Consider the following 18,824-nt stretch of genomic DNA (forward strand, 5'->3'; position numbering starts at 1 on the left):
ACAAAAATTAAAGATGGGCCCAGTTTCCTGCATCCAATACAGTTAAATTTGGATTATTCAAAATAGGTAAATCTTTTAATGGTTGTCCTTTAATCTGTAGATTCTCATCTAAATCCAACAAAGGTTTCAACACAAAATCACGTTCTAAAACACCAACATGAGGCACCGTCAAACGTTCATTTTGAATGTGCTGTTCACCATAAATCAGTAAATCTAAATCCAGTGTACGCTCCCCCCAATGACGTAGGCGTACACGCCCCGACTCTTGTTCAAAGCGTTGCAATTCATCCAACAAGGCCAAAGGTGCTAGATCAGTTTCTAATGCAACCGCTGCATTTAAATAATTCGGCTGATCTTGTGGCCCCATTGGCGGGCTTTGATACAGTTTTGAGACTTTCACTTTTCCTAGTGTTGCAAGTTTATGCACCGCTTCACTAAGGATCTGTAGAGAATCACCTAAATTACTGCCTAAACCAATATATGTCAGCGTCATTGTGTTGGCCCAAAAATAACCTGAGTCAAATCTCGTTTCACACGTTTACGTTTTAAAATCGGATGATCTGCACCAATTTCACCACTGGCTGACGCTGCAACGATTGACACTGTCTCTAGACTATTGGCATGTGATTTAGGCTTACGTTGACGGCGACTTCTGCTTTCTGGTTCATTCACCAGCGGTTCAATTTCAACTTGCTGATGAGTAGAAGTTTTGGCTTCCACATCTTCATGCGCCGCTTTACGACGACTCTTGGCACGTTGACGATTGTATTGGCTAATTGCTCGTTCTTTTTCGTCAGTGCTCATCTGCTGATAAGCATCCCACCACTGCCCCATGCCTTGCGTGGTTGTATCGCCCGATTTTTCACGCAGCAGCAGAAAGTCAAAGCCTGCACGGAAACGTGCATGACCTGAAAGTGCTTCAATTTGCTGTGGCTTTGGACTTAGTAAACGGGTTTGCATTTCCCAAACTTCACGAATAAACGTTTCGGCAAAGCGTGGAATAATGGTTCGTGTAGCCTGACGTTTCAATACATCCAAGCCTGCTTGAGCACGTGCTTCAGCAGGAACAACACCTTTATTTAGATAGAACGTACAACGCTCTTGGAACGGAATCCACAATAACACGGCATAGAAAAATGCAGGGTTAATGGTTTTCCCAATCGAAATACGTTGATCGGTATTTTTTGCAGCCAACTCAATAAATGGGGTTACGACCGGTTTGATATCTGCAAATAACTGATACCAAATACCAAAATCGATCAGCATCGGTAAGACGCGGTTGAGATGCCCCATAGTAAATAGTTTTTGTGACTCGTCGTATAAACGATGTGGAGACACATCACGCAGCAATTGAGTAAGTTCTGGGGTAAAGACATCCAGAATTTTTTCATCAATATTAAAGTTTAATTTGGCTGCAAAACGTAAAGTCCGAAGCATCCGCACAGGATCTTCTTCAAAACGTAGTTGTGGATCACCCAATAAACGCAACATTTTATGTTTTATGTCATCTACTGCATGACAAAAATCTAGCACTTCGCCTTTGCGTGGTTGGTAATACATTGCATTGATCGAGAAGTCACGACGTGCAAAGTCTTGCTCAATCGTACCCCAATTATTATCACGTAAAATCATGCCCGCAGCAGAAGTCACGGCTTTTTTAGGCGGCGCACGGAAGGTCGCAACTTCGATCAGTTCACGTCCTGAGTAGACATGCGCCAGCTCAAAACGACGACCAATAATTCGGCAACGTCGCCCGAAGACTTCTTTCACCTGAGCTGGTGTCGCATTAGTTACGGCATCAAAATCTTTAGGTGCATGACCCAACATTAGGTCGCGGACACTGCCACCCACGATATAAGCTTCATAGCCTGCCTTAGTTAAGGCATCAATCACATCTAAAATGGAAGAAGGTAATTGTGTGGTTGATAAACCACATTTGGACGCGCGCAAAGTTTGCAAAAGACGCTGTCTCCTACGTCTGAACGTAAAATTCTTAAGATGTCGCTAATGATATCTCTAACACAATCAAAGGGCAATTTGATTATCTCGATGCTCAAGCTGAGCTTAACCTAATTCTTTTTTTTACACTTCACTTAAAGTGCCAATTTTGCTTTATTTTTAGCAAACAGCGCAGGACCGATTCCCTTAACCTGTTGAATATCATCAATGCTTTTAAATAAGCCATTACTTTTGCGATATTGCACAATTGCTTCTGCTTTTTTCTGACCAATTCCATGCAATGTCTGCAGTTCATCGACTGAGGCTGTATTTAAACGTACCTGATCTGTTCGACTATTTTGTTGGGTGCTGGGTCGTGACAAATAATAGTTGGCATTGCTCGGTGCAGTTGCCACTTTGGACTTCGAGGCCTCAGATTGCTTTTTTAATTGCTGATCTTGAGCTTGCTGCATGGCTTTCCATTCCGCGTAGCCCGAAGGGCTTTGAGCATAAGTCAAATCTGCCATTAAACCCAAAACCAAGATAAGTAGTTGTGTAAAAAATTTATTCTTTAGGATGTTGTACATATTCAGCCTGTTGTTTTAATTGTTGTTTTGCCTGTTCCCACAACTGATCCATCTCAGTTAAGGACAAGTCTTCTACATGTTTTTGTAGTAATGTGGCCTGTGCTTCAATATAAGCAAAGCGGCTTCTAAATTTATGAATGGTACTTAAAAGCGCCATCTCACTTGAGATGCCAATCTTACGTCCAACATTCACTAGAGAAAATAAGCAATCACCAAATTCATCAAATATTTCGTCGGATTTTTTGCCTGCTAAGGCCTCTTTTAACTCCCCTAGCTCTTCCTCAAGCTTGCCATAAGCCCCTTCAATATCTGGAAAATCAAAGCCAATTTTCGCCACATTTTTTTGGATTTCATCTGCTTGGCTTAATGCAGGTGCATGTTTAACCTCATCTAATCTAGATACTGATTTCCCTGCTTTTTCTTGTTGTTTAATCTGTTTCCATAGTGTTGCCACATCATCCGCATTGAGTGCTGAGAACTGCTCTGCCTGAAACACATGGGGATGACGGCGAATTAATTTATCTGTAATGGCTTGCACCACATCTTGAAAATCAAATGCGCCTTGTTCGCTATACATCTGCGACTGAAAAACTACTTGCAGTAATAAATCCCCCAGTTCATCTCGTACATCATCACTCTGACCTGAACGAACCGCCGCTTCAACTTCATAGGCCTCTTCAATAGCATAACGAGTCAGACTTTCTGGGGTTTGCTTTTGATCCCATGGACATTTTTCACGTAATTCTTTCATCACTGCTAATAATTGTTCCATGTGAACTCCAGCTATTTACTCATCAGTACATTGTTTCGATTACAGAATTTGATATGCTCAAAATTCACTCAGGGAATGAGCAACTCAATTCAGGGAAGCATAACATGCAAAGTATTTTTATTAGCGGTGCAGGACAAGGGATTGGTGCAGCAATTGCACGACTGTTCATACAACAAGGCTATAAAGTTGGGCTCTACGACATTAACCAATCTCAAGTTACCTCCTTAGCTGCCGAACTCGGTAGCCATGCCAAAGCTGGACATTTAGATGTAACACAACCAGAGCAATGGCAAAGCGCTTTAGCTGAATTTGTTGCATGGGCAGGTCAGCTGAATATCTTAGTCAATAATGCCGGAATTCTGCATTCAGGCAACTTTGAACATACGGAACTGTCTGCACACCACCGTACGATTGATATCAATGTCAAAGGGGTGATAAACGGTTGCTATGCGGCATTCCCCTATTTAAAACAAAGTAATTTTGCTCGTGTGATTAACCTCTCTTCGGCTTCAGCAATTTATGGACAAGCGGATTTAGCCAGTTATGCCACATCTAAATTTGCTGTCCGCGGGTTCACTGAAAGTTTGGATATTGAATGGCAAAAATACAATATTCGCGTTTTAGATGTGATGCCTTTATTTGTTCAAACCTCGATGGTGCAAGACATGGATGCACAAAGTATTAAGAAAATGGGCGTCAATCTTCAACCGAGCGATGTCGCTCAGCAAATTTATGCCTTGGTACAAAAACGGGATTCGGTCTTAATGGCCACACATACACCTGTGGGGATGAAAGCTAAATTTTTATTTAATTTATCGAAGTTTAGCCCGCAATTTGTCAACCGCTTAAGTAATATTTGGATTGCACAAAAACCCAAATAGTAACGTGTTACTAATCATTTAATTTTGCAATCATATTTGTACGCAAATTACACAAAGTTACATAATTGTCACATTTTAACAGGACAAAATTCCTTTTTTTGAATAATATTCACCCGCCCATTACTTTCGGGCGTTTATTTTCTAACAATAAAAGTGAATTATTTCATGAAAAAATTACTTGTTCTTGCAACTGTTACTTCTATTTCAATTTCTGCTTTTGCTACAACTCAATTCGCATCTTCAGAATTAAAAGCGATGGATTGTGCAACTCTTGCTGTTGAAAAAGCGAATGCTAAGCGCTCTTTAGAAGCTGCTGACAAAAACATTGCAAACATCCAAGCATCTGCTCAAGCGCCAGGCAAATCATTGAGCAAATTTGCTGGTTTAGCGGGCGGCGCTCTTGCTGCTTTCGGTGGTAACTCTGAAAAAGCTGCTCGTGCAGGCAACATTGCAAACAGCTTGGCTGGTGAGCAAGATACTTCTGATGCAGGTAATCTTGAACTTCAACAAGCGAACAAATCTGCTGCTCAAGCAAACATCGACAACATTGGTATCTATCAAGGTTCTAAAAAATGCAAAATCTAATCTAAAGCCAGTTTAGATTGATTTAAAAAAAGCCCTGTTCAGCTAGAACAGGGCTTTTTTCATGGTGATTTATATGTCATACCGATTTATAAGACACTCAACTCAATTTTCGGCAAATGAAAGCCTCGGCAAGATTGTTCACTTTGCCATGCCACCGTCAACATGACATGCGGTAGTTGAATATTCTGATAAGCAAAAGTGCCAATTGCGGGATGACTACACATCCCACCATTCTGCTCAGGATGACACTGTGTATTCAGTTCATTCAGGTTCACTCGAATCCCTAAACCTGATGCTTTAAGTACCGCCTCTTTGGTGGTCCAAACTTTAAACCAAAAATCAGGATCATGCTCAAAGTTCTCCCAATTGAGTAATTCTTCGGGATGAAAGCTGTGTTGAGCCATCGCATCAAAACGAACTTTTCGATTTAAATCTTCAATATCCACACCAATATTGGCGATTTTTTCACTGCTGGCCAAAACATAATGCTGCTGGCTATGACTATGATTAAAATGAAAGTGTGGAAAATCAGGAAGAAAAGGCTTACCAAACGCAGACTTTGAAAAATCTGAATTTTCAACTGATCTATTAAGCCGCTGCGCAAGTAATTGATTGCGATATTGGTAAATGGCTTGTTTACGCACGGCAATTACCTCTTGACGACTCAAGCCATGCGGCTCCACAAAGAAGTCAGTAATTGCACTATATTCAAGCTGAATTTTCGCCATAAGTTATTGATCCAATATCTTTTACACTACGTCCATGACGCTATATTTTATGCGACTCTCCGACACAAAATACACCACAATACAGATGAGCGCATCGGTCCTTTGACTTATCGAGATTTTAAAACTCAGTTTAAAAATATTTCAAACCACTTAAGAAATACTTAATATTATAAATATATTCAAACACTTAAGTATAATAAATATTTTAAATACATCTTCAATTAGATAAAATACTCTAGATTTTTATAACTTTAATTTAAAACTCGGGGTAAATCAGATGCTAAGAAAAATCACGTTAATCAGTTCACTTTGTGTCCTACCATGTTTCGTTCAAGCAGGCTTATTGGATGCAGCTGTTGCAGTAATGGGTGCCAAAAATGGCGCGATCATGGACCAAGCTGAAGCGCGTATGAATCAAAGCCGTCAAGAAGCTGCCAATGCCGTGGCTCAAGCAGACCGTGGCTATGCCTCAAATTTCAATCAAGCTAGTCAAACCAACAATAGTGTTTATAGCACCAGTTATTTAAAAACCTTAGATTGCACTGACCTAAGCGTTGAGCGTAAGACCTTTGAACGTACATTGGAAGCATCTCAACTGGCATTAAGCCAAGCGTCAGCACAGCAAAATAATCAAGTTTCAAAATGGGCTGGTCTTGCTGGCAACGCGCTATCCGCATTTTCAGGTCAATCTGAAACAGCCGCGCGTATGGGACAATTTGCTACGGCTTTTTCTGGCAATAAAAATACACAACAGGATAGCAGCAGCGCACAGCAAGCCATGGAAATTGCTCAAGCTAACCTAGATAATATTGATATTTACCGCCAAGCTAAAAAGTGCAAAAACTAATTTTCACATCTTTTTAGATAAATAAAGTGAAATAAAAAAGCCTGCATATCTGCAGGCTTTTTTTTTCTTATCCAAACTTAGCGTTTGAATTTCTTTTCCGCTTTTTTGAACTTCTGAACATAACGACGTTTACGTGCAGCCGTACGCTCATCGATTTGCGACTTACGACCTTCAAATGGGTTATCAGAGGTTTTAAATTCAATTTTGACTGGCGTACCTTCAAGTTTATAAACTTTACGGAACACGTTTTCTAGGTAACGACGATAGTCATTTGGCGTTTTATCGACCTTGTTACCATGAATCACAATCGTCGGTGGATTTTGTCCGCCAATATGCGCATAACGCATTTTGATACGACGACCTTGAACCATTGGTGGTTGGTGCGCATCAGTTGCATCATTCAAGATCTGAGTGATTTTCGCAGGTGATACTTTCAAATGCGAAGAATCATAAGCACGGTGGATCGATGGATAAAGATCACCAACACCTGTACCGTGAAGTGCAGAAATTAAGTGAATTTTTGCCCATGGAATAAAGTCAAAACGACGTTCAACATCTAATTTACACTGTTTACGGTCATAGTCAGACATGTTGTCCCATTTGTTGATGGCAATCACCATCGCACGGCCTGCTTCAAGCGCATAACCGATCAAATGCAAGTCTTGCTCAACGATCCCTTCACGTGCATCGACAACAATAACCACAACATGCGCATCTTTCATCGCTTGTAAAGTTTTCACAATCGAGAATTTCTCGATCATTTCGTCCACTTTACCTTTACGACGTACACCCGCAGTATCGATTAATGTGTATTTACGGCCATCACGTTCAAATGGAATATAAATTGAGTCACGTGTAGTACCCGGCTGGTCAAATGCAACCACACGGTCTTCACCCAACAAACGGTTCACTAAAGTCGATTTACCCACGTTTGGACGACCAATAATCGCTAAACGTAAGCCTGTGTCTTTATCGTGTTGTTCTTCACTTTCATCTTCAGGCACTTCAGCTAACACTTCTTCAAGCATTTGCTGAACACCACGACCATGGCTGGCAGCCACTTGAAGTGGTTCACCCATACCCAATTTGAAGAATTCAACTAAAGCTGCTTCGGCATGAACACCATCAACTTTGTTGGCAACAAGATAAACTTTTTTACCTAGCGTACGTAAGTCACGTGCAATTTGCTCATCAGATGCCAATAGGCCTGCGCGCGCATCGACCACGAAGACAATAATATCTGCTTCATTAATGGCAGTTTTTGACTGTTCTGCCATGTACGAATCGATACCACCTTCAGTTTCGCCAATACCCCCAGTATCAACGACGATGAAGGATTTATTTTGATAAGTCGCGTCACCATACTTACGGTCACGAGTCAGACCGGCAAAGTCAGCAACGAGAGCATCACGGCTCTTGGTTATCTGGTTAAACAACGTTGATTTTCCGACGTTCGGACGACCAATGAGCGCAATTACGGGTTTCATAGATTAACCTTTATTCCAGATCAGCCAGTTTGGTCTGGTCTGAACATCAGAAAGCTTAGGAAGAATGGAAATAGGATAAATGCCTAAAATAAATAAAAACACGGGGCATTGATGATTCAATCCCCCGCGTTAAAAATACGGTTTGGCTTATTTTAACATAAGCCGCAGAAAAATTAACGGTTCTGCCAAATGCTTAATGCACCCTTACGTGTCGACACATATAATTGATTGTCAATTACACGTAGTGAACGTACTTCACCACTGGTTTTAGAACGACCAACCAACTCACCTGTCGCTGGGTTGATTAAGTGAAGTACACCATCCAGATCACCAACCACAAGGTCTTGACCTAACATCACTGGGTTACTCAAATTACGATTAAGCAATTGGTCATTTTCCCACAATGTTTGACCAGTGGTAATTTCATAAGCCACAATTTTACCATCAGTTTGTGCCACAAAGACACCATTGCCCGCAACTTCAGGACGCTGAATGCTGCTCGCATCATTGCTCCAGATCACTTGTTGTGAGGCAAGATCAAGCGCTGTCACTTGGCCTTGGTAACTGGTGGTAATTAAAAATTGACCTGCTACAGTCGGTTCACCGTCAATATCAATGAGACGTTGTACATCTGAACGACCGTCTGACACTGCAACACGACGCTGCATTTTCGGAATACCGCTCAATGCATCAATCACATAGATATAGGCATTTGAAGAAGCGATGAGAACATGACGCGCATCGAGTGATACCGGTGCTGCCATACCACGTAAACTAAACTGCACATTTGGCAAGTTATAGGTCCAAGTTTGTTGGCCCGTTGCCACATCGTTTGCGTATACCGTACCATCATTGGTAACTGAAATAACGCGACCAGCTTGAATCAACGACGGTGAAAGTAACGCGCCGGTTAATTGCGCCGTCCACTTTTGTTCACCTGTTGCCTGATCTAATGCAAATAATTGACCTTTTGCATTACCAACAACCACAATTCCGTCAGCTGCTTCTACACCTGCAGTCAAACCTTGTTTAGAGATTTTCTTCTGCCATAAACGCTCTTTGCCTTTGTAGGCTTGAACTTCACCATTAGGATTTACGCTAAAAACAACGCCATTATCTGCATCCATACGTAAACGCAGTGGATCTGCTTCTTCAGTTGAAGCCACACTGTTTGAAAATACAGGTGCTAAAGTTTTTGCCTGTTCCAATTTTGGTAAAGGATTTGGTTTTACTTTTTCTACTTTTCCTTTATTTGCACAACCAGCCAAAGCAAGTGTTAAAACTGTCAGCGCACAGGTAATTTTGTATTTTCTATTCATTCAGTTGCTTCCACTTGTGTATCTATAATTGGACGTTCAATTTCAGGATCATCAACTAAAACGCCTACACTTTCGAGTTTAATTTGTAAAATTTGACGTTCTTCTTGTCGTTCAACCAAAGCATCCCATGCACTTTGATAAACTTTCTTTGCATTTTCGATATCATTTTTTGCAACATAGACATCGCCACGGGCTTCATCTGCAGTCGCTTGGAAAGCAGGTTCTTTAACCGCTTCTAAGGTTTTTAATGCTTCATCAAATTTCTTTTGCGCCAATTGTGCATACGCCAAACGTAATTTCACCAATTGAATTAAGCCTGCATCATCAACTTTTGAATTTTCAACTTTTTTCAAAGCTTTTTCAGCGTTGGCATAATCCGCTTTATCATACGCCAATTTTGCCATAAGCAACTGAGTTTGGATGGCTTGTGGCGAATCTGGCGCTTCTTTTACAATTTTATCTGCAGTCGCAGAAAGTTGTGTAAACGCATCGCCAGTCGCCGACTGAGCATCATCCATTAACTGCTGTACTTTGGCTGTTTGCATTTGCGATTCAGCCAAAGTTTTCTTCTGCCAGTATTCCCATCCGAAAAAGGCAATCAACGCAATTAAAATGCCGCTAACAATGGCAGAGCCATATTTTTTAGCAAACGATTTTAAATTATCAAGTTGTTCTTCTTCACTCAATGCGCTCATGAAATTACCTTTTTCCTTATGTTATAGGGATTATTTTGAAGAAATTTTTTCGATAATGAACGCAACAAAGTCTGCCACATTCACTTCGTGTTGTTCTGCAATCGCTAGCTCTTTTACCAGCACTTGCCCTGCTGCTTGCTCACGTTCACCGTAAATCACAGCAAATAAAGCACCCGATTGGTCGGCTTTTTTCATTTGCGATTTCATTGAACCTTGTGAACCAACTTTTAAGCGAATGTTGCTACCCGCCGCTTCAAGTTGATCACGTATTTGTTCAGCAAGCACCAACGCTTTACCTTGAGTTGCAGGATCTGAAACCAAGAATAGCTCACAGTCACGTACAGGAGTATTGTCTTCCACTTGTTCAAGGAGAAGAAGCAAACGCTCCATACCCATTGCAAAACCAACAGCAGGCACCGACTGGTCTGCTTTACCTTTAAGCTGACCGACTAAACCGTCATAACGACCACCAGCACATACTGTTCCTTGAGAACCTAAATGCGTAGTTGTCCATTCAAAGACCGTTTTATTGTAGTAGTCGAGACCACGAACCAATTTTTGATTGATCACAAAACCAATACCAGCATCAGTCAAATACTGCTGCAATTGGGCAAAGTGAGCCAACGTTTCTTCACCCATAAAGTCGTGAAGTTTTGGCGCATTTTCCAAAATGCTTTGTGTTTTTGCATCTTTAGAATCCAAAATACGCAGTGGATTCGTAGTTAGACGACGCTGTGAATCTTCATCTAAGTCATTTTTATGTGACTCTAAAAATTCAACCAATGCTGCACGATAAGCTGCACGTTCATCAGACTCACCTAAAGTATTGAGTTCTAATTGAACTTTATCTGCAACGCCCATGCGTTTCCACAAACGTGCAGTCATTAAAATCAATTCTGCATCTTGATCTGGTGTTGCAACACCAAAAGTTTCTACGCCAAATTGATGGAACTGACGGTAGCGACCTTTTTGTGGTTTTTCATAGCGGAACATTGGGCCAACATACCATACACGCGGTGTAGCACCACGAAGTAAGTTATGTTCAAGCATTGCACGCACACACCCTGCTGTTCCTTCAGGACGCAAAGTCAAAGACTCAGGCGGATTACCTTTGTCTAAGAATGTGTACATTTCTTTTTCAACGATATCCGTTGCATCACCAATAGAACGTTTGAACAGATGAGTCTGCTCCACAATCGGCAAGCGAATTTGCTGATAACCATAAGCATCCATCAGGCTTGATAGATGCTGTTCTAGACGTCTCCATGCAGGACTTTGCGTAGGGAGAATGTCATTAAAACCTTTGATTGCGACGATTGAACTCATGATCTACTCAGAAAAACTTGTGCGAATAATCTCTTTAGCTTTAGCGTCTTCAAGATCGCTAACACGTTGACGAACCATCGCTTCGATTTCGTCAACCAACTGATTTGTATCAATTAAATGGCTCTTTTCGCCATTACGATACACCAGTGAACGCGGACTTGCACCTACTACACCAATATCGGCTTCTTTGGCTTCACCCGGACCATTCACTTTACAACCAATCACCGATACATCCATTGGGGTACGAATATCTTCTAAACGCTCTTCCAATGTTTGCATGACTTTGATGACATTAAACTCTTGGCGTGAACAACTTGGGCATGCAATAAAGTTAATGCCGTTTGAACGTAAGCCCAATGATTTTAAAATATCAAAGCCAATTTTGATTTCTTCTTCAGGCTCAGCTGCTAATGAAATACGCATGGTGTCACCAATGCCTTCCATCAACAAACCGCCTAAAGCGATAGCAGATTTGACTGAACCCGTGCGGTAGACACCAGCTTCAGTCACACCCAAGTGTAATGGGTTATCAATTTGTTTAGATAACAAACGGTAAGCATCCATCGTCAGAAAGACATTGGATGCTTTGACTGACACTTTAAATTCATGGAAATTTAAACGGTCTAAAATATCAATATGGCGCATTGCAGATTCAAGCAAAGCCTGACCTGTAGGCTCACCATATTTCTTTTGAATATCTTTTTCCAGTGAACCGGCATTGACACCAATACGCATAGAGATGTCATTATGTTGTGCAGCAGCTACCACTTCACGAATTTTAGCTTCTGAGCCAATATTACCCGGGTTAATACGCAAACAATCTGCACCAAGGTCTGCAACACGTAAAGCAATTTTATAATCAAAGTGAATATCGGCAACCAATGGCACTTGCACACGTTTACGAATTTCACCAAAAGCTTCTGCAGCTTCCATACTTGGTACAGACACACGCATGATGTCTGCGCCTACATCAACACAGCGCTGAATCTGTGCCACGGTCGCTTCGACATCACAGGTTTCAGTATTGGTCATACTTTGGATGCTGATCGGCGCATCACCACCGACATACACCGAACCTACTTTAATTTTACGCGTTGGACGGCGCTTAATTGGATTTTCAATCATTGTTCAGTCTGCTCTGTTGTCCCTTAACGTGATAAACGGAAATCTGCTTTGCCGTTTACGGTATATGGTGACAATGAAATATTTTCATTATTTAAGCTTAATGACACTGCTGTTGCATCATCCAAACGAATTTGGAATGGTGTTTCACCGTTTAAGTTGAGCGTCGATGCTTGACGACCCGTCGCCAACACCTTACCCGTCGAATCAACAATATGTACTGAAGTCGGGCTACTAAAGGTCAATGTCAATTGATCGCCACTGACCGCTGCATTTCCGCCATTCATGTCGAGGACTTGAACTTCTGAAGCGACATCATTGGTCACAGCGTCTTCATTATCGCTGCCTGAGGTCATGCCCTGAATCGCTGCCACGATCGCACCAATGACCAACAACACCGCCAATGCAATCAGACCCCGTTTGATCCATTTACGATTACGGTCACGATTAGAACCGGGTAATTTACCCATTATTTTAATCGGTGAATTGTTTAACGCGTGATTTGGCAACAATCCCGTATCGTTGGCATAAATATCATCAAAACGTTGAATGATATTGGTTGCATCAACTTTTAAATATTTGGCATAAGTGCGGTAGTAACCTTTAATAAAGGTCGCTTCAGGCAATGACTTATAATCATCTTGCTCAAGTGCAGTCAGTGTTTTTAATGGAATATTGAGTTCTGATGCGACAGCTTCAAGTTCCAGTTTTTGCGTAATACGTACTTGACGTAAATACTCACCTGGGCGTTGTACATTTCCTAATGCATTTGGAGCTACGCTCGAACCATTCGATTGCGGTGAATTAGGATTTACTTCCATACGGCCTCAGTACTGTACTGTAATTGCAAATAGCGTTGGTATTCAGGACTTTCTGGGAACAAAGCACGTAACTGATTGACCAGTACTTGCATACCCAAATTGTCGCCATTGGCACGCGCTGTTCGAATGCCAATCCAGAGTGCACGCGCACCCTGATTTTTTTGTCCTACTGCACGTACAAATTGTTCATACATTTGTGTGGCAGCAGGGAACTGCTGATTCAAATAAAAGATTTCAGACAACTCTAACATTGAAACATAAGAATCACGATTAGCCTGCAAAGCTTGTTTGAATGATTTTTCAGCATTCGCCACATCACCCACTTTCAGGTAAATACGACCTAAATTTTCCAATGCTTTGAAACGTTGATCATAACCTAAAGTTGAACCTGCGATGCTGAACTGTTCAATCGCATCATTATAGCGCTCAACTTGATATAAATACGTACCGTAGTTGTTACGTGCTTGAGAATTTTTTGAGTCTGCTGAAATTGCACGCTTAAAATAACTATCTGCTTTTTCTAAGTTGGCTGGGCTGCCTTCTCGCTGTAGTAAGACACCCATCATCATATTGGCCTGAGAATCACGAGAATCCACCTCTAAAGCCTGATCTAATGCGCGTTTAGCAGAGTCCAAATCCCCTGCTTTTAAGTGTTCAACAGCCAATTGCGTTCTGATTTTTACGGCTTTCTCTGGGTCTTTTTTCCCAATCTCAGGCGTTTGACATGCTGTTAATGCCAAAACCGATGCACATAAAGCTGAAACGAAAGTGAACTTATACGTTAACTTTTTCAATTGGCTGCCTCTTTATTATCCTTGTGAGCGCAGTATCTCATTTTGCTGCGCAACTTTCTTTTTCCATTGCTCCGCACGACGAGTACGGTCAGCAACTTGCCCCACGAGTTGTCCACACGCAGCGTCGATATCATCACCACGTGTCTGACGAATCGTACACACAAAACCAGCATCAGACAAAGTTTTTTGGAAAGAAATAATACGGTTACGGCTTGAACGACCGTATGGCGCATGCGGGAACGGGTTAAACGGAATTAAATTAATTTTGCTTGGGAGGTTTTTCAACAGCTTTAACATTTGCTGTGCATGTTCAGGATGGTCATTTACACCATCTAACATCACGTATTCGATGGTCACGTGTTTACGCGAACTTTCATTACCATCTTTGGCGATATAACGCTGACACGCGGCAATCAACTGTTCCAACGGATACTTTTTATTGATCGGAACAAGTTCGTTACGTAGTTCATCATTTGGCGCATGAAGTGAAATTGCCAAGGCTACATCAATGTCTTGTGCCAATTGGTCAATTTTAGGTACCACACCTGAGGTTGATAAAGTCACACGACGCTTCGACATACCATACGCAAAGTCATCCAGCATGATACGCATTGAATTCAATACAGCATCATAGTTCAATAGTGGCTCACCCATGCCCATCATCACCACGTTGGTCACTGAACGCTCACGATCAGCAACTGGCACATCTTCCATATAAGAGAAGTTCGCCATCCAAAGCTGTCCAATAATTTCAGCTTGGCTCAAGTCACGTTGGAAGCCTTGTTTCCCCGTTGAACAGAATGAACAGTCCAGAGCACAGCCCACTTGTGACGAAATACACAAGGTCTTACGTGCGCCGGTTTTATCTTCTGCAGGAATGAGCACGGTTTCAACCAATGAACCTGCACCATCACCTACACGGAACACCCATTTACGAGTACCGTCTTTAGAATAATTTTTATGCACCACTTCAGGCGCTTTAATTTCACAAATCTTTTCTAGTTTTTCACGCAATTTGCCAGAAATATTGGTCATTTCAGCAAAATCAGTCACGAAGAACTGATGAATCCATTTCATCACCTGCCCAGCACGGAACTTTTTCTCCCCCATTTCTTCGAAGAATTTTTCCATTTGCGGACGTGACATGCCCAGTAAATTCACTTTCTCCACAGTATTTTGCTGCGTCGGAGCGGATGGAGATTGTTGCTGTGCATCAGAAACAGCTGATGTAGCGACTACTTCAGTACTCATGTGTAATTACCTAAACCATGTCTAAAGATCAAAGGAGAAGCTCAGTTATTGAGCAAAGAATTATTCAGAGAATAAAAAAACCAGACAAGCAGTATACCACTTATCTGGTTTGAATACTTCGAATTAACGAGTACGTGGAGCGATCTCAGTTTGAGCGAAGAAGTAGTTAACTTCACGATCAGCAGATGCTACAGAGTCAGAACCGTGAGCAGCGTTTTCGTCGATGCTTACAGCGAAGTCTGCACGGATAGTACCAGGAGCAGCTTCTTTAGGGTTAGTTGCGCCAAGGATTTCACGGTGAGCAAGAACTGCGTTTTCGCCTTCAAGAACTGAAACTACAACTGGACCAGAAGTCATGAATGCAACTAGGTCACCAAAGAAACCACGTTCTTTGTGCTCAGCGTAGAAGCCTTCAGCTTCAGCTTGAGTCAAGTGTTTCATTTTAGTTGCAACGATTTGAAGACCAGCCTTTTCGAAACGAGCAAAGATGTCGCCGATGTGGTTTTTAGCAACTGCGTCTGGTTTAACGATAGATAAAGTACGTTCAATAGCCATGAGAGGCTCCTTAAGTCAATTTGACGTGAAAAATTTGCCGCATTATACCGAATAATGCGCTATTTTCTGCTTTTGCTATACAAAAAAATTGCTTTTTTCGATGTAGGGATTAACTTGCCTCATCAATCCAGGCCATCTGAATTCCCTCAAGCAGACCTTCAGTCGACTTTTCTGGGTCATCAGTGAAATTTGGCAATGCACATACCCATGCATGTAGGTCAGTAAAGCGAATCCATTGCGGATCAACATCAGGGTGAGCTTCATACAGCTCAATTGCGATATCAATGGTATCTGTCCAGCGTAAACCCATGGGTCTTCCTAACATCGTCTATAGAATGATGGCTTACTTTAACAAATTTCAGCAATTGGACGTGATAAACCCTTTTAATTTTTTTATTACCAGATTTTGCAATTGTGATGTCCACATCAAACTATAAAACCAAACCAAAAAGAGGTGCACAGAGAATCATTGCGGCACCCACTGCAGCGCCTATTGCAGCACCGACTGCGACATCACTGGGGTAATGCAAACCTAAGATCATGCGGGATAACGCCACTAATAACGTAAAGGGCAACATCAAGACCAACAGCATGGGTTGAATATAGCCCAGCACTGTTGTCGCCATGACCGCATGCAAAGTATGCCCCGATGGAAAACTAAAATGATCTAGAGGGCGTTCACCTAAGCGAATCACTTGATGCACTTGATAAGGTCTTGGACGCACAGTTTTCTTTTTGAGGAGTTTATAGATCGAGGTGCCGACTGAACCACCCAGTAATACATAGACGATTTGTACACTGTAAGACATGCCCTGCACGATCCAAACCGTCGCCAACATAACATACCAAAACACACCATCACCAAGTCGACTCACCATTTTAAATATGTCAGCCACAACTTGTTGATGTGAAAAATGATTAAGATAAATACAGCCTTTTAAATCGAGATGCAGCATTCTTGTTTTTGCATTTTTAAAATTCATCGCTAATCTCCTATCTACAGTCAAAGCCTGACTGTGTTGGGGTTGAGCTAGATTTGTGTTGTTATTTTTACAAGTTGAGATCTGTATTTGACTCAGCTTAAGTTATCTTTTTGACAGTGCAATGATGCTTTGATGACAGTTCAATGAATATTGGTTATGAGGATGCTCAACCAGTATATAACCAATAGCGCTAGCTCCATTGGCTCATCATGGCTTGATCCACCACGCGATATAGCGCTTGCTCAAATTGCTGTACAGGATATTGCCATCCGATTTTAGCAGCGTCTTTTGCCGCCTCGATGCCCATTGTTTTTAATTTAGCGCGTTGCGGCAATTGCTGCATAAGACGTATAAATTCATCGGTTCGGGATAAATGACATAACCATCCCGTTTGCTGATTTCTCACGTGCAGTTGGGCACATGCAGCATTATATGCAATCACCGGCAATCCACTGGCCATTGCCTCCAAAACCACATTACCAAAGGTCTCAACCTGACTTGCGAAAACAAACACATCCGCACTGGCATAGGCTTCCGATAAAACCTGACCACTTAAACTTCCCATAAAAATAACACCTAGTGATTTTGCCAGTTGCATTAATCGTTCACGATCTGGCCCATCACCCACAATGACCAATTTCGTTCGTGCATCCATGGCCAACATCGAACGATAGGCTGAAATTAAAACATCCACCTCTTTTTCAGGAGATAGCCGACCGACATAGAGCATCACGCGGGTATGTTCATCTGCTTGCCACTGTTGTCTCAGTTCTGCTCGATAATGTGAGGGAGAAAATCGACTATGGTCCACACCTCGCCCCACCACCACCAATGGACAACTAAAACCTAATCGATGCAAGGCATCCGCAGTATCTTGGCTCGGGACACAGGTGAGTTGAGTATTGTTATGAAACCATCGTAAATAATGTTGTACAGGCTTCATTAAAAACGCTAAATCAAAGAAGCGACTAAAATCATGAAAGGCCGAATGAAAACCACTGGACACAGGAATCTGTAAAGAACGCGCCAGTTGAAGCATAGCAAATCCCAAAGGTCCTTCAGTGACTATATGCACAATGTCGACTTGGGCTTTTTTTAAAGCTTTACTGAGTTTGATCAATTGCGGCCAGCCAAATTGTAAACCTGAATATTTAGGAATCGACTGCGCTCGAACCAAACACTCTTGATCAGGTCTGAAATCATGACAACTTTCGGACTGTTCAGGACGTATTAAAAAAATTGAGTTGCCTTGTTGCTGCAAGCCTTTACACAACTGCAATAAAGAATGTGCAACACCATTAATTTCTGGCGCCCACGTATCTGTAACAATGGCGATTTTTAGACCTGGACGGATTAAAGTTGAGACCGTTTGCACATCCATTCGTGATTGCATATGCTTAAATTGGAATTGAAAGCGTGCAGGTTCATCCTGCATACACCCCAAATCGTTAGCCGATTCTGTCATGATCTTACACGCTTCTTATAAATGTTTATCCACAGTTTAAGCAGCAGTTTTTTGCATTTTGATGATTATTTGATGACAGTTTATTGAAAAAAATTATCTTATTTCATCTACAAAATCATGATTTATCCGTAATTTTTAATCACTTTTAAAATCGTCTGACCCGCACGAGAAGTGATTTGCATATCTGCGTTCATCCTTTCTAAACACCCACTCATACTACGAAGCCCCACACTCAAACCGGCTTGATTGACCAGATCCACATCACCCCCCACGCCATTGTCTTCAACTTCCATTATCAACGCCGAGTTTTCATAATAAATTCGGATCTGCACCACGGTCGCATGACTATGCTTCACAATATTGGTTAATGCTTCTTCAGCTACACGCTGTAAGCTTAGACATTCCAATGGAGTAACATCCACTTCCCATTTCGCAGGAACTGACCATTTAGCGTGTATAACGAGCTCATCAAATAACTGATTAAAACGGTGTCTAAAGGGTGCCATCCATAACAAAGGTGTTTCAGGTAGTTTAGTGCCTAAACTACAACCGCTATCTATGATATGTCGTAAATCATCTCTTAAAATTTTCAACATCGATAAAAATTGTGGATTGGTCAGATCTTTGGCGCTCTGCTCAGCTTATGCCATTAATCGCAATGATCTAGC

At 41.7% G+C, this 18,824-nt stretch carries 21 protein-coding genes; 3 read left to right on the forward strand and 18 right to left on the reverse strand.

Features of this window, described 5'->3' with window-relative positions; genetic code table 11:
• Positions 1 to 7: 7 nt before the first annotated feature.
• The 4 genes from folK to mazG form a co-directional block, all read right to left on the reverse strand.
• The gene (folK, locus tag B1201_RS05530; RefSeq protein ID WP_078192650.1) at positions 8 to 493 is read right to left on the reverse strand and encodes a 2-amino-4-hydroxy-6-hydroxymethyldihydropteridine diphosphokinase; all 486 of its coding nucleotides are present in this window, start codon (positions 491 to 493) and stop codon (positions 8 to 10) included.
• Complete coding sequence (pcnB, locus tag B1201_RS05535; protein WP_078192651.1) at positions 490 to 1,959, reverse strand: polynucleotide adenylyltransferase PcnB; 1,470 nt, start codon at positions 1,957 to 1,959, stop codon at positions 490 to 492. Before pcnB ends, folK begins: the two co-directional genes overlap by 4 nt.
• A 134-nt stretch (positions 1,960 to 2,093) precedes the next feature.
• Positions 2,094 to 2,525, reverse strand: coding sequence for a ComEA family DNA-binding protein (locus tag B1201_RS05540; protein ID WP_078192652.1), 432 nt, complete (start codon positions 2,523 to 2,525; stop codon positions 2,094 to 2,096).
• The gene (gene mazG, locus B1201_RS05545) at positions 2,503 to 3,297 is read right to left on the reverse strand and encodes a nucleoside triphosphate pyrophosphohydrolase (RefSeq protein WP_078192653.1); all 795 of its coding nucleotides are present in this window, start codon (positions 3,295 to 3,297) and stop codon (positions 2,503 to 2,505) included. The genes B1201_RS05540 and mazG overlap by 23 nt, the downstream gene beginning before the upstream one ends.
• 104 nt (positions 3,298 to 3,401) lie before the next feature.
• Here mazG and B1201_RS05550 point away from each other — a divergent pair, with 104 nt between their 5' ends.
• A complete protein-coding gene (locus tag B1201_RS05550) occupies positions 3,402 to 4,178 on the forward strand; it encodes an SDR family oxidoreductase (protein ID WP_078192654.1) in 777 nt (258 codons plus the stop codon).
• A 165-nt stretch (positions 4,179 to 4,343) separates the two neighbouring features.
• Positions 4,344 to 4,763 (forward strand): hypothetical protein, encoded by a 420-nt coding sequence (locus tag B1201_RS05555; RefSeq protein WP_078192655.1) that lies wholly within the window; start codon positions 4,344 to 4,346, stop codon positions 4,761 to 4,763.
• Between the two features lie 86 nt (positions 4,764 to 4,849).
• On the opposite strand, the gene B1201_RS05560 is transcribed toward B1201_RS05555, so the two are convergent.
• Entirely contained in the window at positions 4,850 to 5,491 is a 642-nt protein-coding gene (locus tag B1201_RS05560; RefSeq protein ID WP_078192656.1) for a 4'-phosphopantetheinyl transferase family protein, read from the reverse strand.
• Positions 5,492 to 5,768: 277 nt separating this feature from the next.
• Here B1201_RS05560 and B1201_RS05565 point away from each other — a divergent pair, with 277 nt between their 5' ends.
• A complete protein-coding gene (locus tag B1201_RS05565) occupies positions 5,769 to 6,338 on the forward strand; it encodes a hypothetical protein (protein WP_078192657.1) in 570 nt (189 codons plus the stop codon).
• A 77-nt stretch (positions 6,339 to 6,415) separates the two neighbouring features.
• On the opposite strand, the gene der is transcribed toward B1201_RS05565, so the two are convergent.
• The 13 genes from der to B1201_RS05630 all read right to left on the reverse strand — a co-directional run bounded on the left by der (position 6,416) and on the right by B1201_RS05630 (position 18,752).
• Positions 6,416 to 7,825, reverse strand: a complete 1,410-nt coding sequence (gene der / locus B1201_RS05570; protein WP_078192658.1) for a ribosome biogenesis GTPase Der — start codon at positions 7,823 to 7,825, stop codon at positions 6,416 to 6,418.
• Positions 7,826 to 7,998: 173 nt separating this feature from the next.
• Entirely contained in the window at positions 7,999 to 9,144 is a 1,146-nt protein-coding gene (gene bamB, locus B1201_RS05575; protein ID WP_078192659.1) for an outer membrane protein assembly factor BamB, read from the reverse strand.
• Complete coding sequence (locus B1201_RS05580; protein WP_078192660.1) at positions 9,141 to 9,839, reverse strand: YfgM family protein; 699 nt, start codon at positions 9,837 to 9,839, stop codon at positions 9,141 to 9,143. The genes bamB and B1201_RS05580 overlap by 4 nt, the downstream gene beginning before the upstream one ends.
• A gap of 30 nt (positions 9,840 to 9,869) precedes the next feature.
• Positions 9,870 to 11,165 carry a histidine--tRNA ligase gene (gene hisS / locus B1201_RS05585; RefSeq protein ID WP_078189609.1) on the reverse strand — a complete coding sequence of 432 codons (1,296 nt, stop codon included), beginning with the start codon at positions 11,163 to 11,165 and terminating at the stop codon, positions 9,870 to 9,872.
• 3 nt (positions 11,166 to 11,168) lie between these two features.
• Complete coding sequence (ispG, locus tag B1201_RS05590; protein WP_078192661.1) at positions 11,169 to 12,290, reverse strand: flavodoxin-dependent (E)-4-hydroxy-3-methylbut-2-enyl-diphosphate synthase; 1,122 nt, start codon at positions 12,288 to 12,290, stop codon at positions 11,169 to 11,171.
• A 23-nt stretch (positions 12,291 to 12,313) separates the two neighbouring features.
• The gene (locus B1201_RS05595) at positions 12,314 to 13,108 is read right to left on the reverse strand and encodes a helix-turn-helix domain-containing protein (RefSeq protein ID WP_078192662.1); all 795 of its coding nucleotides are present in this window, start codon (positions 13,106 to 13,108) and stop codon (positions 12,314 to 12,316) included.
• Complete coding sequence (gene pilW, locus B1201_RS05600) at positions 13,099 to 13,902, reverse strand: type IV pilus biogenesis/stability protein PilW (RefSeq protein WP_078189612.1); 804 nt, start codon at positions 13,900 to 13,902, stop codon at positions 13,099 to 13,101. The genes B1201_RS05595 and pilW overlap by 10 nt, the downstream gene beginning before the upstream one ends.
• 15 nt (positions 13,903 to 13,917) lie before the next feature.
• Positions 13,918 to 15,153 carry a 23S rRNA (adenine(2503)-C(2))-methyltransferase RlmN gene (gene rlmN, locus B1201_RS05605; protein ID WP_078189613.1) on the reverse strand — a complete coding sequence of 412 codons (1,236 nt, stop codon included), beginning with the start codon at positions 15,151 to 15,153 and terminating at the stop codon, positions 13,918 to 13,920.
• Between the two features lie 123 nt (positions 15,154 to 15,276).
• A complete protein-coding gene (gene ndk / locus B1201_RS05610; protein ID WP_078189614.1) occupies positions 15,277 to 15,708 on the reverse strand; it encodes a nucleoside-diphosphate kinase in 432 nt (143 codons plus the stop codon).
• A gap of 109 nt (positions 15,709 to 15,817) precedes the next feature.
• Positions 15,818 to 16,018, reverse strand: a complete 201-nt coding sequence (gene iscX, locus B1201_RS05615; protein ID WP_078189615.1) for a Fe-S cluster assembly protein IscX — start codon at positions 16,016 to 16,018, stop codon at positions 15,818 to 15,820.
• Positions 16,019 to 16,139: 121 nt separating this feature from the next.
• Positions 16,140 to 16,691: a phosphatase PAP2 family protein gene (locus B1201_RS05620; protein ID WP_078192663.1), complete on the reverse strand. Its 552-nt coding sequence runs from the start codon at positions 16,689 to 16,691 to the stop codon at positions 16,140 to 16,142.
• Positions 16,692 to 16,881: 190 nt separating this feature from the next.
• Entirely contained in the window at positions 16,882 to 18,159 is a 1,278-nt protein-coding gene (locus B1201_RS05625; protein ID WP_373684759.1) for a glycosyltransferase family 4 protein, read from the reverse strand.
• 119 nt (positions 18,160 to 18,278) lie between these two features.
• Positions 18,279 to 18,752, reverse strand: a complete 474-nt coding sequence (locus tag B1201_RS05630; protein WP_078192665.1) for a sensor histidine kinase — start codon at positions 18,750 to 18,752, stop codon at positions 18,279 to 18,281.
• Between the last annotated feature and the right edge of the window lie 72 nt (positions 18,753 to 18,824).

This window comes from Acinetobacter sp. ANC 5600 (assembly GCF_002018395.1).
In the GTDB taxonomy this organism is placed as follows: domain Bacteria; phylum Pseudomonadota; class Gammaproteobacteria; order Pseudomonadales; family Moraxellaceae; genus Acinetobacter; species Acinetobacter amyesii.

Bases quoted from the DNA above. Each gene is read 5' to 3' on its own strand.
- der (WP_078192658.1), bottom strand. From the start codon at position 7,825: ATGAAACCCGTAATTGCGCTCATTGGTCGTCCGAACGTCGGAAAATCA.
- B1201_RS05620 (WP_078192663.1), bottom strand. From the start codon at position 16,691: ATGAATTTTAAAAATGCAAAAACAAGAATGCTGCATCTCGATTTAAAA.
- mazG (WP_078192653.1), bottom strand. From the start codon at position 3,297: ATGGAACAATTATTAGCAGTGATGAAAGAATTACGTGAAAAATGTCCA.
- B1201_RS05630 (WP_078192665.1), bottom strand. From the start codon at position 18,752: ATGTTGAAAATTTTAAGAGATGATTTACGACATATCATAGATAGCGGT.
- ndk (WP_078189614.1), bottom strand. From the start codon at position 15,708: ATGGCTATTGAACGTACTTTATCTATCGTTAAACCAGACGCAGTTGCT.
- B1201_RS05555 (WP_078192655.1), top strand. From the start codon at position 4,344: ATGAAAAAATTACTTGTTCTTGCAACTGTTACTTCTATTTCAATTTCT.
- B1201_RS05580 (WP_078192660.1), bottom strand. From the start codon at position 9,839: ATGAGCGCATTGAGTGAAGAAGAACAACTTGATAATTTAAAATCGTTT.
- bamB (WP_078192659.1), bottom strand. From the start codon at position 9,144: ATGAATAGAAAATACAAAATTACCTGTGCGCTGACAGTTTTAACACTT.
- folK (WP_078192650.1), bottom strand. From the start codon at position 493: ATGACGCTGACATATATTGGTTTAGGCAGTAATTTAGGTGATTCTCTA.
- B1201_RS05595 (WP_078192662.1), bottom strand. From the start codon at position 13,108: ATGGAAGTAAATCCTAATTCACCGCAATCGAATGGTTCGAGCGTAGCT.
- B1201_RS05540 (WP_078192652.1), bottom strand. From the start codon at position 2,525: ATGTACAACATCCTAAAGAATAAATTTTTTACACAACTACTTATCTTG.
- iscX (WP_078189615.1), bottom strand. From the start codon at position 16,018: ATGGGTTTACGCTGGACAGATACCATTGATATCGCAATTGAGCTGTAT.
- B1201_RS05550 (WP_078192654.1), top strand. From the start codon at position 3,402: ATGCAAAGTATTTTTATTAGCGGTGCAGGACAAGGGATTGGTGCAGCA.
- rlmN (WP_078189613.1), bottom strand. From the start codon at position 15,153: ATGAGTACTGAAGTAGTCGCTACATCAGCTGTTTCTGATGCACAGCAA.
- hisS (WP_078189609.1), bottom strand. From the start codon at position 11,165: ATGAGTTCAATCGTCGCAATCAAAGGTTTTAATGACATTCTCCCTACG.
- B1201_RS05565 (WP_078192657.1), top strand. From the start codon at position 5,769: ATGCTAAGAAAAATCACGTTAATCAGTTCACTTTGTGTCCTACCATGT.
- ispG (WP_078192661.1), bottom strand. From the start codon at position 12,290: ATGATTGAAAATCCAATTAAGCGCCGTCCAACGCGTAAAATTAAAGTA.
- B1201_RS05560 (WP_078192656.1), bottom strand. From the start codon at position 5,491: ATGGCGAAAATTCAGCTTGAATATAGTGCAATTACTGACTTCTTTGTG.